This window comes from Mangrovimonas sp. CR14, assembly GCF_011764015.1.
Taxonomy (GTDB): domain Bacteria; phylum Bacteroidota; class Bacteroidia; order Flavobacteriales; family Flavobacteriaceae; genus Mangrovimonas; species Mangrovimonas futianensis.
Map to the genome: position 1 here is coordinate 48,402 of NZ_JAAFZY010000002.1, position 12,569 is coordinate 60,970.

Sequence of the window (12,569 nt, forward strand, 5' to 3'; positions counted from 1 at the left end):
TAAAAAATTTTACTTTTTAGGGCGTTTTGCTCCATACTTAGATCTACGTTGCGTTCTTCCTTGAACACCTGCGGTATCCAAAGCTCCACGAACAATGTGGTATCTAACTCCTGGTAAATCCTTTACCCTTCCACCTCTTACCAATACTATCGAGTGCTCTTGGAGATTATGTCCTTCACCTGGGATGTACGCGTTTACTTCTTTACCGTTAGTTAACCTTACCCTTGCTACTTTACGCATAGCTGAGTTAGGCTTCTTAGGTGTAGTCGTATATACACGAGTACAAACGCCACGTCTTTGCGGACACGAATCCAAAGCAGCCGATTTACTCTTCTTGGTAATCTTGGCTCTTCCTTTTCGTACTAATTGTGAAATTGTTGGCATAAATTTTTACTAATTTTATACAATACCTCTTCTTTGAGGGCTGCAAAGGTAGAAATTAAATTTAATTTTTCAAATCATAACAAATTAATTTTCAATCTCATTTAAAAAATAAAAGCCTCTTTATATTAAAACATCTCTTTTTGAGTTAGTTTTACATACCAATAAGAATTTTTACCGTTGCAGAAATCTTATCTCACACTCCTTATTATATATATCTTTTTTACTACAGATACTGTTTGTCAAGAACTTCATCTCAGAATTCTATCTAAATCCATTTCAGATTCAGCCAAAATAGATTCTTTAGGTTATGCAAAAATACATCTGGATGTCCTATCCATTGAAAAAGAATACGCCCTTTTTAAAGAAAGAACATTTAAATCTGGTTTTTTAGATGCTGAATTTGACAAACTAAGGAAAACAAATGATTCTACTTTTTTAGGCTTGATCGACCTAAAAAAAAAATATGACTCTATACATATATATTATAACAACATTCCGAAAGAGGCAATAAAAAAAATAAGCGACACTTATACAGACACGTTTTTCACCCTTCCATTTTTTGATTTAGAGGAAAGTTTAAATAAATTAAGTTTGACGTTATCAGATTTAGGGAATCCCTTTATCTCTTTTCAACTTGACGACATTCAAGCTGAAAACAACTATTTAACTGCAAAATTAAAAATCAAAGACAACCAAGACCAACGTCATATAGACGATATTAAAATTAAAGGTTACGAAAAATTCCCTAGGTCATTTGTCCGGCATTACCTTAAAATAAGGAACGGTCAAAATTTGAACATTTCCAAAATCAAGGAAAAGGTTAACAGATTAGACCAATTGTCATTCGCAAGTTCTATTAAAGACCCAGAAATCCAATTCACTAAAGATTCAACCATTCTATACCTTTATATAGAAAAACAAAAAATAAACAACTTTGACGGCTTCATAGGATTTGGAACCAATGAAGAAACCAATAAAATAGAATTTAACGGTTACTTAAATTTAAACTTGACAAACAACCTTAATTTTGGGGAGCGATTTAGCTTGACCTACAAAAGCGACCAAAACGATCAAAGAAGGTTTCAAACCAATATAGAAATCCCTTATCTCTTCCAGACACCATTGGGAACTGAATTTGAATTGAGACTGTTTCGGAAGGATTCAACTTTTACAACTAGCGAGCAACGCGCCAATCTTTTCTATCAGTTTAATCCGAAGCATTCTATATATATAGGCATTCAAGGTGTGCAATCTGAAAATCTTTTAAGTCAGGAAGCCACAATCCCCCTTAACGATTATAAATCTACCTTTTATAATGTAAGGTATGTTTTCAATTTACGACAAAGCAACAGACTATTCCCTACAAATTCGTTGTTACGATTCCAAATCGGAACCGGAAAAAGAACATTATCCGGAGAAGATTTGGCACAAAATCAAATATTGGTAGACGCATTTAAAATCTTTAATTTAAATCTCAAAAACAGTATTTACGTTAGGTTAAATAGCTTCCTCTTGGATAGTTCCAATATCCTTGAAAATGAACTGTCATGGTTTGGAGGAATCAATTCTATACGTGGGTTTGAAGAAAATAGTTTAGCTGCTAATTTATATGCCTTCATCAATACAGAATACAGGCATTCACTTTCAGAAAGTATTTATATTCATACCATTATAGATTTTGGATACCTTGAAAACGAGCTTTCAACTCAGCAAGAAAACCTCTACAGTTTTGGTCTTGGGTTCGGACTTTTAACCAAAGCAGGATTATTAAAATTTAATTATGCCAACGGGAAAACAGAGTCTCAAAATTTCAAGTTTTCCAACTCCCAGGTGCATTTAAGCCTCACTTCTTTTTTTTAGAGTTTTCTTAACGTTAATCCAACAAACTTTTTAAAAAAAATGAAAATTTTAACCTGCTAATGTTGTTTAATTAACTTTTTATTATGATTTTTGGCGTAGACTAATTCAAATAAAATATAAAATGAAAACAAAGTTTAGTGGAATTCTAACGCTATTCTTAGCGTTTGTTGTGCATCTTTCCTTTGCACAAGAAAAAACAATTTCAGGGACAATTTCGGATGAAAACGGATTGCCGCTCCCTGGAGTTAATATCATCGTTAAAGGTACGACCAATGGTACTCAAACAGATTTTGATGGAAATTATTCCATTTCTGCGAGCCAAGGAAGTGTCCTTGTCTATACTTTTGTGGGTTACACTCCAAAGGAAATGACAGTAGGATCTTCTTCTACCATTAGTTTTGCCATGGAGCCCGATGTTCAAGCCATAGACGAGGTAGTTATCTCGGTTCTTGGTACTAAGAGAAAACTTGATGAGATTACCACAGCCAACCAAGTGGTAAAAGCAGAAGAGTTGACTCAGGCTCAAAACCCTAACTTAGTACAAGGTTTATCTGGTAAGGTATCTGGTCTACAAATTAACACTACTAACAGTGGAGTTAATCAAAGTACTCGTATCGTATTACGTGGTAACAGATCCTTGACTGGTAACAACCAAGCTTTAATTGTAATTGATGGGGTAATTTCATCATCTGAAATTTTAGCTAATATTGACCCTAACTTAATTGAATCTGTAAACGTAATTAAAGGTGCTAACGGTGCTGCTCTTTACGGTTCTCAAGGTTCTAACGGGGTTTTTATTGTAACAACTAGAAAAGGTGGTACTACTGACAAATTCAATGTTTCAGTTAGTTCATCTGCTTCTTTTGAATCAATCGCTTACATTCCTCAAAGACAAAATAGATATGGTCAAGGATGGAATGGAGAGTTTGTTTCTTATGAAAATGGTGGATGGGGACCTGAAATGGATGGTCAACTTAGACCAGTTGGTTTACCATTAGCTGATGGATCATACAGATATTTCCCATACAGCGCAATTGATGATAACATCAAGGAATTCTTCCAAACAGGTACAACTTTCCAAAATACTATTAGTTTATCAAACGGTAATTTGGAAGATGGTTATGTGTTCTTATCTGCTAACAAAGTAGATACAGAATTCGTTATTTCTGATGACAAGGCTAACAGAAACACCTTTAACTTTAAAGGAGGTAAAAAAGTTGGTAAGTGGACATTAGAAGGTAACGTATCTTATTTAACTAGTAAGACGCAACAATCTACAGGAACTTTGTATACTGAATTATTACAAACAGCAACAAACATTCCAGTAGAAGAATTTTCTGAGCCTAACAATGCTACTCACTGGACTTCTTACTACAGATCTCCATACTGGATTAGAGACAATGAAAGACAAGAAGATCGTTTTGATATCTGGACTGGTGTTGTAAACTTAGGATACCAACTTAATGATAACATCGATATCCTTTATAACGCGAGTATCAGAACTAGACAACGTAGTGGAAGAAACTGGGTTAATGGTTATGTAGATACTGAAAACGTAGGTGGTGGAGATCACACAACCATTTCCTCTTTTGGAACTTACAATGACAATTACAGAAACTTTTATGGGGATTTATTAGTTAACTTTAATTACAATTTAACTGATGATATCACATTAAAAGCGAATATCGGTCACAACTTACAGGATAACTTATTTATCCGTACAAATAACAGTGGTAGCAACGTAACAATTCCTGGTTTCTATAACATTAGCAACGTAACAGGAACACCAAACGTTGGTAACTCAACTGTTAGAAGTAGAAGAATTGGTCTATTTGGAAACGTGGATTTAGGATTTAAAGATTTCTTATTCTTAAACGTAACAGCTAGAAATGACTGGGTTTCTACATTAGACCCTTCAAACAACTCATTCTTCTACCCTGGAGTAGGTTTATCTTTTGTTCCTACAGAAGCGTTTGATATTACTGATGGTCCAATAAACTACATGAAAATTGCTGCTTCTCACGTAAAAGTAGGTAATGATGGTGGTATCGGGGCATATGAGGTAGTTCCAATTTATGGGCAAGCTGCAAACTTCCCTTATGGTTCATTAAACTCTTTCTTAGGAGACACAAGTATTACTGACCAATTCTTAGAGCCAGAATTCGTAACTTCAACAGAATTTAACTTAAACCTTGGATTGTTTAACGATAGAGTAACTGTTGATGGTTCTTACTATTTCTCAAAAAACACAAACCAAATTGCTAATACTTCTGCATCTTATGCATCTGGTGTTGCTACATCTAGAGTTAACATTGGTGAAACTGAAACAAAAGGTTTTGAAGTTGATTTAGGAGTTAAGCCAATCTGGTCTGCAGATCCAAGAGGATTACGTTGGGAAGCAAGATTCTCTTATGCAACTAACAAAACTGACGTTATCAAAATTAGTGATGATACAGATGAGTTAGCATTACAATCATTCCCTAACAACGCTAACCCAATTGGTGTGTTTGCAGTGGTAGGTGAAGAATTCCCTACTATCAAAGGTTCTGCTTATGAAAGAGATCCTCAAGGACGTGTTATCATTGATCCTGCTACAGGAACACCAAGAGTATCTAACGAATTACAAATTTTAGGTACTGCGAATCCTGATTATATCTTAGGATTAAATACTTCTATCAGCTACAAAGGTTTCAGATTATCTGGTGTATTTGATTACAGAACTGGTCACCAATTTTGGTCTGGATCTAAATCTTGGTTATCTTGGTCAGGTCACTTAATTGAATCTGCTCAAAATGGTAGAACTGGATTTATCTATCCAAACTCAGCTATTCCTGATGGAAACGGTGGATATGTAGCAAATACAAGTGTTATCACTGGTGGTACTACTTACTCTAATTACTTAAACTACTTCTCTAACGATTACTATACTGTTGCTGAAAACTTTGTGTTAGATGCTACTGCATTCAAGTGTCGTGAGTTGTCTTTAAGTTATTCATTATCTCCAAAGATGTTAGATAACACTGCTTTAAGTTCTTTAACTTTAGGTGTAAACGCAAGAAACTTGTTTACTATTCTTCCTAAGGAGAATAGAGGTTATAACGATCCTGAAACTTCCAATACAACTGGAAATGGTCAAGGTTTAGCAGCAGTTAACCAATACCCTGTGACAAGATCAATTGGTATGAGCCTAAATGTAACATTTTAATAATTGCTTGAAATCATGAAAAAATTAAATAAATTATTTACACTATTAATTGCCTTGACGTTACTAAACTCATGTAGCAATTACTTAGACATAAACGATCCGATAGACAACCCTACGGCAGATTTAATCTCTCCTGACCTAATTTTGGCAGGAGCACAAACGAGAATTTACTCCACTCAGGCTGGTACGATGAATCGTTTAGGGAATGTCTTCATGAATAACTGGTCTGCTAACGTTAACGCCTTTACTGGTGGATTTAACGAAGAGTACCAAATGATTATGACTAGTACCTTTTACAGTAGTATTTGGGATGGTCTTTACATTCAGTTAGGTAACTTTCAAGCTATGATTGATTCTAACTTTGAAGGTTACAACCAACACGTGGCTATAGCTAAGATTATGAAGTCTTTCTATTTCCAATATTTAGTTGACCTTTATGGTGATTGTCCTTACAGTGAGGCATTCCAAGGGAATGACAATTTAACACCTGCTTATGACGACGAAATGGCTATTTACAGAGCTTTAATCGTAGAACTTGACGAAGCTATCGCTTTAATCCAAGATGGATCAGGTTATGCAGTAGGAGTTGAGGATGTTATCTTTGGTGGAAACATGGCAAGTTGGGAGCGTTTTGCTAACACTGTTAAGCTTAAGATTCTTATGAGAGAAGCAACTAAAGCTGAAACAGATGGTGAAACTGCTACTTACTTAAATGAACAATTTGCTTCATTATCTCAGAATTTCGTTTCAACTGACGTAACTATTAACCCTGGATATGCTCAAGATGCAGGACGTCAAAATCCTTTCTACGGAACTTATGGTTATAACGTTGACGATTCTGAAACTACTTCACACCGTTTTGTTAGAGCATCTAAATATGCTGCTGACTTTGTAAATGGTACTCCTGGTATTCCAGATCCAAGAGGAAATGAAATCTATGAGGCTATTGGAGGAGTAGTTATTGGTGTTGAGCAAGGTATCGATAGTAACGATCCTAACATCCCAGAAGATATCTCTCCAATCGGTCCTGGTCTTTTGAAAGGACATGATCAGGATGGTGTTCTTATGTTAGCTGCTGAAAGCTACTTCTTACAATCAGAAGCTGCTTTTAGAAACTATATTTCTGGAGATGCTAAGGCTTTATTCCAAGCTGGTATCGCCGCGTCATTTGATTATTATGATCTTTCTGCTACTAGTTACATTGCTAATAGTGATGCAATCAACGAAATTGGTTGGGATGGATCAGCAAACAAAATTGAGGCTATTATGACTCAAAAATGGTTAGCTACAAACGGAATCAATGCAATTGAATCTTGGATTGAATATACAAGAACTGGATATCCTGAAATTCCTTTGGCTTTGACTGCTCAAAGACCAAACAAGCCTAATAGATTATTATATCCAGCTTCTGAGTTAATTGCCAATGCCGCAAATGTACCTAGCCAAAATGCAGAAACTGCATTCAGCACCTACATTTTCTGGGATGCTACTCAAAATTAATCTTAAAAAAAATTGAATATGAAAAATTTTAAATTATTAACCTTATTATTAGTAAGTGCACTTTTTAGTGTTTCTTGTATCGTAGACGACGAAGATGAGACGTTAGATGCTATGGCCAACACTCCTTATGTGGTTGGTTTTAAAACAGCATCATTTACTGAAAGTTATTTTTCAGATGAAGGACCTATTGAATCTTACTATCCGTTAAATTTAATAGGTGGTATGGATGGAACACCATCAGCTTCTAATATCGTTGTTAATTACAGCGTGAATCCAGCATCTTCTGCAACAGAAGGTGTAGAGTTTGATTTCATGGATAACTCTGGAACAATGACTATTCCTGCTGGTCAAAGATTTGATGAATTTGGTATTTATATCAATACTGGAAATTTAAATCCTACTGAACCAACAAGATTGATCTTAGACCTTGAAGGTGTTGCTTCAAACAACGCTACTATTTCATCTTTCAATACTACACTTACCATTACCTTTGTAGGTTGTCAATCTGAATTAGGAGGACAAAACTATTTGGTTACTGGAACAAGAAGTGATGGAGCAAGCTTTAGTATGGGAGTTGAACCACTTGAAGAAGTAGGTGTAAACACATTCCATACGTTAACTACAGGTCACTGGGCTGCAGGTTCTTTACAACCTGATCACGGTTTCTCATTTGTAGATGTATGTGGTGAATTATCTATTTTACCTGATCAATACTTAATGAATGCCTATAGTAATACTTGGGGTGGTGTACAATACCCAGATGCAAGTTCAGGTGCTCACGGAGTTGTTGATGAGAATGGAAACTTTACTATTATTTATTCAATAGTATTATCTGGTACGAACTACATCTATACCATGACCTATACGCTTCAATAAAAATCTCTTAAACGACATTAAAAATGAAAAAATTAAATTATAAATTATTCTTGTTTGGTTTATCCCTTCTAGCATTTGGATGTATGGATGATGATCAAGATTATCCATCACATAACAAACCAACTGCAACAGTAACTACTACAGATTTGGATGTTACAGAAGGTGATGATCCAGTAATGGTTACAATCACAATTGACAGAGCAATTTCTTTAGATTCTGACTTTAAAATCGATCTATTATCTGATCATTGGGATGATGTAGCTATTTACGGAGAAGGAGGAAGTGATATTCACCTTTCAGAATATGAAAATGGTCCTGAAGGTTGGTATGTTACTATTCCTGCTTATTCTACATCAGTTAGTTTCTACGTTGAACCTCTTTACGATATTTATCCAGAGGGAACTGAATCTGCAAGAATCAGAGTTTCTCAAGGATATGCTGGTAACTCAATCGTTGGTGCTGGAGCTGAATTTGCTGTAAACATTAGCAACATCACATCAAATGACTTCCAAGTTATTTTGAGATGGGATGGTGAATTCACCGGAGCTGATGGGGATACTCACGACTGGTGTGGAGCTGACTTCGATTTAGAGTTTTATGATGCTAACTTCGGTCTTTTAGCTGCTTCATGGTATGATTGTCCAGAATCAATTACAGTTCCTGAAGGTGTTTTACCAGATGGAGACTACTGGGTTATCCCTGGATTCTATTCTATGGTTTACTCTGGATCAGAGTTGCCAGAAGCTGCAACCAATGCTCCTGCTTCTATCATTTTTGCCAAGCCTGGTGTTTGGGTTGAAGAAGTAGATTTAAGCACTGTTTGGAATACTGCAACTGGTGGTTTAGAAGAAGGTAATGATGATGCTTATTTAGTTAAATTTGTTTTAACTATTGAAGGTAATACTTACACAGTAACAGATATTGAAACTGGTGAAACTATTGTTTCTGGTAAATCTGCAGCAGGAATTTCTTCTGCAAATCTTCCAGTGAAATTTAAAGGGTCTAGATCCTAATTTAAATTAAACAATAACTCATAATTAAAAGCCTGCTTTTTTAAGCAGGCTTTTTTATATTTTTACATCATGAAAAACGACACAGAAATATTTGGGATTAGAACCATTATTGAAGCTATCAATTCTGGAAAAAATATTGATAAGGTATTCTTGCAAAAAGGTTTGAAAGGTGATTTGTTTAAAGAATTGGAAAGCCTAATTCGATCAGAAAACATTAATTACTCCTATGTTCCTATTGAAAAATTGAATAAGTTCAAGAATAGAAACCATCAAGGTGCCGTTGCCCAAATCGCTCCGATTGCATTTCATGATTTGGATGCGCTTATTCTTGAGACTCTAGAATCAGGTGTTATTCCCCTATTTTTAGTCTTAGACCAATTAAGTGATGTTAGAAATTTTGGGGCCATCATACGAACCGCTGAATGTACTGGTGTTCATGGTATCATCATCCAGAAAAAAGGTGGTGCTCCTATTAATGCCGATACTGTAAAAACCAGCGCCGGAGCTATTTTCAAAATTCCTATTTGTAAAGTTGATCATATTAAGGATGCTATCTTTCATCTACAAGCTTCAGGTATCAAAGTTATTGCAGCTACCGAAAAAACAGACAACGATTTATATGATGTTTCGTTCGCTGAACCATGCGCCATTGTTATGGGATCTGAAGGAAAAGGGATTAATCCATCCGTTTTAAAAATTGTAGATGACCGCGCTAAATTACCTTTATTAGGTACCATAGAATCGCTAAACGTATCGGTCGCCTGTGGTGCTTTCCTATATGAAGTGATTAGACAACGTCGTTAATCGTCATCATCCTTTTTTTTATAGATATAATTATAAACTATAGAATCCTGTGTGTCTTCTTCCAGATCGACCTCCTCAGGCAGTTGTTCAATAAAATTCCCGTCGGCGTCAAAATGCTTTAGAAAGGGATCGTCATCTTCATTGAAATCGTCCTTTTCCCATTCATATTTCTTGGGTTTTGCTATTTGCTTTCTAAAAACCAGCGCAAAAAATAAGCCCACTAAAAACCCAGATAAGTGACCTTCCCATGAAATTTCATCTTTGATAGGAAAGGTATACCATATCATTCCTCCGTATAGGAATACAACCATCAAAGACAACGCTATTAACCGATAGTGTTTGGCAAAAATTCCTTTGAAAAAGGTAAAACTAACTAAGACATAAATTAACCCACTAGCGCCAATATGATAGGAAGGCCTTCCTATCAACCAAGTCATCAAACCACTTAGTAAGATTCCAAAAATGATTACCTTCCATGCTATGGGCCTATAAAAGTAGAACAGTGCTGCAGACAGGATCAAAAGCGGCAAACTATTGTGAAGCAAATGGGTCAAACCTGAATGAATTAAGGGACTTAAGGCTATACCTGGAATGCCTTTAACAGCCAATGGATAGATTCCTAACCTAGTGAAATTAAAACCGAACCGAACCTCAGCCCAAAACACCACCCAAATGGACAAAACAAATAGTAATGGGTAAACAACTACCCCATTAGAAAATTGAAATGAGTCTTCTTTCATACGTTTCATCTATCAAATTTCTACCCAAGAAGAAATGTAATGATAAATTGTCAGTATTTCCCTTTACATCCATACTGAATCCATCATAATTCCATAATTTTACCACATGAACGAACCATTGGCAGAACGTTTAAGACCAAAAACCCTCGAGGACTATATAGGACAAGACCATTTGATTGGAAAGGAAGGTTCTCTATTCCATCAAATCAAACAAGGACTTATACCTTCCATGATTTTTTGGGGTCCTCCTGGTATAGGCAAAACGACATTGGCCAATATCATTTCCACCGAGACCAACAGACCTTTCTATACCCTAAGCGCTATAAATTCTGGAGTTAAGGATGTGCGAGATGTTATTGAAAAAGCTAAAAACAGTGGTGGTCTCTTTACTGCTAAAAACCCGATTCTTTTTATTGATGAGATTCACCGATTCAGTAAATCACAACAGGATTCTTTGCTTCAAGCGGTTGAAAAAGGTTGGGTAACCCTTGTAGGTGCCACTACCGAGAACCCAAGCTTTGAAGTTATTCCCGCTCTATTATCCCGTTGCCAGGTATACATCTTAAATTCCTTCAGTAAAAGTGATCTGGAAGCCCTTTTAAAGCGGGCTATGGAAAAAGATGAACATATATCTCAAAAAAACATAAAACTTCTGGAAACCGATGCATTATTGCGCCTTTCTGGAGGGGATGCTCGCAAATTGCTCAATATTTTTGAACTTGTTGTGAATTCTGAAGATTCCAAAACGGTTGAAATAACCAATGATTCTGTTCTCAAGAAAGTTCAAAACAATACGGTTCGTTATGATAAAACCGGGGAGCAACATTACGATATCATTTCAGCCTTCATTAAGTCTATCAGAGGAAGTGACCCTAATGGAGCAGTATATTGGTTGGCCAGAATGATAGAAGGTGGTGAAGATGTTAAATTCATTGCCCGCAGGTTATTAATATTAGCTAGTGAGGATATTGGAAATGCAAATCCCACGGCTCTTGTTATTGCCAACAATGCCTTTCAAGCTGTTTCTGTTATAGGTTATCCCGAATCGCGCATTATACTGAGTCAATGTGCTACATATCTAGCCTGCTCTCCAAAAAGTAATGCCGCATATGAAGCTATCAATTCGGCTCAACAATTGGTGAAGCAAACGGGAGATCTCTCTGTGCCTTTACACATCAGAAATGCACCTACCAAATTGATGAAAGAGTTGGGTTATGGTGACAATTATAAGTATGCGCATAGCTATGAAAATAACTTTGCTGAACAGGAATTTTTACCAGACGACATCAAAGGCACCAAGCTCTATGAGCCAGGTTCTAATTCCAGAGAAAATGCCCTAAGGGACTTTCTAAAATCACGTTGGAAAAATAAATACGGTTATTAGAATTTAATGACCAGTGTTGTAGTCTTAGATTCCCCACTGCTCTTGTCACTTAAGATCCATTCATCATTTGATTTGTAAACAATAGCGTCCCTGCCTTTAACCAAAAACATATCTGCTTGTGGAGTCTCTAAGAGAACCATAACAACCTTAGGGGTACTATCAACCAATTGATAGCCTCCTGCAATTTTTTGGGCATATAGCATTTCATATGCAACCTCATTTTGCTCAACTACAGTCTTAGGTTGCGGAGCTGTTACTGTTTCTACCGTAGCAACTTCAGCTACTTGTTTTACCGGTACCTTAACCTCATTACTCCCAGCAACAGGAGCCACTGCCTTGGCTTGAGCCACAGAACTAGATGGTTCGTATGAATAGTTTAGAGCTTCCACAGAAACAAAAGCTTCTCTTAAAGCTTGGTTATATGCCACTTTATATTGTTTTTCTTTGCTCGTTCCTTCGGCTCCTTCAAAAACCACTCTATTTTGGCAATTTTTTAAAACGACCTTTAACTTAGTTGTAAACAAACCCGATTCATTAACAACATCTGATTTTAATCCCAAACACATGTTATTATACAATTCATCAGGATACGTATCATCTTGCATGACCACTTTGAAACCGTACTTCTCAAACAGAAATTTACTAAGGGAATTGAGTTGGTATTGGTCTGCTTCTTTTACAAAATCATATTTGTTTGGTACTATGACATATTTATAATTATTGATGCTCTCCTGTGAAAATCCTGATTGAACAAACAGTAGACCAACAAAAAGGGCGTATAAAACTTTCTTCATTTCTATTCT

10 protein-coding genes are annotated in these 12,569 nt (G+C 36.0%); 7 read left to right on the plus strand and 3 right to left on the minus strand.

Going from position 1 to position 12,569, the window contains the following annotated elements:
* Positions 1 to 9: 9 nt before the first annotated feature.
* Positions 10 to 384, minus strand: coding sequence for a 30S ribosomal protein S12 (gene rpsL / locus GZ212_RS03530; RefSeq protein WP_036121756.1), 375 nt, complete (start codon positions 382 to 384; stop codon positions 10 to 12).
* Positions 385 to 561: 177 nt separating this feature from the next.
* On the opposite strand from rpsL, the gene GZ212_RS03535 reads away from it, so the two are divergent.
* The 6 genes from GZ212_RS03535 to rlmB all read left to right on the plus strand — a co-directional run bounded on the left by GZ212_RS03535 (position 562) and on the right by rlmB (position 9,642).
* The gene (locus GZ212_RS03535) at positions 562 to 2,244 is read left to right on the plus strand and encodes a POTRA domain-containing protein (RefSeq protein WP_206080377.1); all 1,683 of its coding nucleotides are present in this window, start codon (positions 562 to 564) and stop codon (positions 2,242 to 2,244) included.
* 121 nt (positions 2,245 to 2,365) lie between these two features.
* The gene (locus GZ212_RS03540; protein ID WP_166957346.1) at positions 2,366 to 5,449 is read left to right on the plus strand and encodes a SusC/RagA family TonB-linked outer membrane protein; all 3,084 of its coding nucleotides are present in this window, start codon (positions 2,366 to 2,368) and stop codon (positions 5,447 to 5,449) included.
* A 15-nt stretch (positions 5,450 to 5,464) separates the two neighbouring features.
* Positions 5,465 to 6,949, plus strand: a complete 1,485-nt coding sequence (locus tag GZ212_RS03545; protein ID WP_166957348.1) for a SusD/RagB family nutrient-binding outer membrane lipoprotein — start codon at positions 5,465 to 5,467, stop codon at positions 6,947 to 6,949.
* Between the two features lie 18 nt (positions 6,950 to 6,967).
* Positions 6,968 to 7,825 (plus strand): hypothetical protein, encoded by an 858-nt coding sequence (locus tag GZ212_RS03550; protein ID WP_166957350.1) that lies wholly within the window; start codon positions 6,968 to 6,970, stop codon positions 7,823 to 7,825.
* A gap of 23 nt (positions 7,826 to 7,848) precedes the next feature.
* Positions 7,849 to 8,838 carry a hypothetical protein gene (locus tag GZ212_RS03555; RefSeq protein WP_166957352.1) on the plus strand — a complete coding sequence of 330 codons (990 nt, stop codon included), beginning with the start codon at positions 7,849 to 7,851 and terminating at the stop codon, positions 8,836 to 8,838.
* Positions 8,839 to 8,907: 69 nt separating this feature from the next.
* A complete protein-coding gene (rlmB, locus tag GZ212_RS03560; protein WP_166957354.1) occupies positions 8,908 to 9,642 on the plus strand; it encodes a 23S rRNA (guanosine(2251)-2'-O)-methyltransferase RlmB in 735 nt (244 codons plus the stop codon).
* Here rlmB and GZ212_RS03565 read toward each other — a convergent pair.
* Positions 9,639 to 10,382 (minus strand): rhomboid family intramembrane serine protease, encoded by a 744-nt coding sequence (locus GZ212_RS03565; RefSeq protein WP_166957356.1) that lies wholly within the window; start codon positions 10,380 to 10,382, stop codon positions 9,639 to 9,641. The two genes, rlmB and GZ212_RS03565, sit on opposite strands and share 4 nt — an antisense overlap.
* A gap of 106 nt (positions 10,383 to 10,488) precedes the next feature.
* Here GZ212_RS03565 and GZ212_RS03570 point away from each other — a divergent pair, with 106 nt between their 5' ends.
* Positions 10,489 to 11,766 carry a replication-associated recombination protein A gene (locus GZ212_RS03570; RefSeq protein ID WP_166957358.1) on the plus strand — a complete coding sequence of 426 codons (1,278 nt, stop codon included), beginning with the start codon at positions 10,489 to 10,491 and terminating at the stop codon, positions 11,764 to 11,766.
* On the opposite strand, the gene GZ212_RS03575 is transcribed toward GZ212_RS03570, so the two are convergent.
* The gene (locus GZ212_RS03575; RefSeq protein WP_166957360.1) at positions 11,763 to 12,560 is read right to left on the minus strand and encodes a hypothetical protein; all 798 of its coding nucleotides are present in this window, start codon (positions 12,558 to 12,560) and stop codon (positions 11,763 to 11,765) included. The genes GZ212_RS03570 and GZ212_RS03575 overlap by 4 nt on opposite strands.
* Positions 12,561 to 12,569: the final 9 nt, after the last annotated feature.

Coding starts and splice junctions, on each gene's coding strand:
- rpsL (WP_036121756.1), bottom strand. CDS start 384: ATGCCAACAATTTCACAATTAGTACGAAAAGGAAGAGCCAAGATTACC.
- GZ212_RS03540 (WP_166957346.1), top strand. CDS start 2,366: ATGAAAACAAAGTTTAGTGGAATTCTAACGCTATTCTTAGCGTTTGTT.
- GZ212_RS03545 (WP_166957348.1), top strand. CDS start 5,465: ATGAAAAAATTAAATAAATTATTTACACTATTAATTGCCTTGACGTTA.
- GZ212_RS03550 (WP_166957350.1), top strand. CDS start 6,968: ATGAAAAATTTTAAATTATTAACCTTATTATTAGTAAGTGCACTTTTT.
- GZ212_RS03555 (WP_166957352.1), top strand. CDS start 7,849: ATGAAAAAATTAAATTATAAATTATTCTTGTTTGGTTTATCCCTTCTA.
- rlmB (WP_166957354.1), top strand. CDS start 8,908: ATGAAAAACGACACAGAAATATTTGGGATTAGAACCATTATTGAAGCT.
- GZ212_RS03565 (WP_166957356.1), bottom strand. CDS start 10,382: ATGAAAGAAGACTCATTTCAATTTTCTAATGGGGTAGTTGTTTACCCA.
- GZ212_RS03570 (WP_166957358.1), top strand. CDS start 10,489: ATGAACGAACCATTGGCAGAACGTTTAAGACCAAAAACCCTCGAGGAC.
- GZ212_RS03575 (WP_166957360.1), bottom strand. CDS start 12,560: ATGAAGAAAGTTTTATACGCCCTTTTTGTTGGTCTACTGTTTGTTCAA.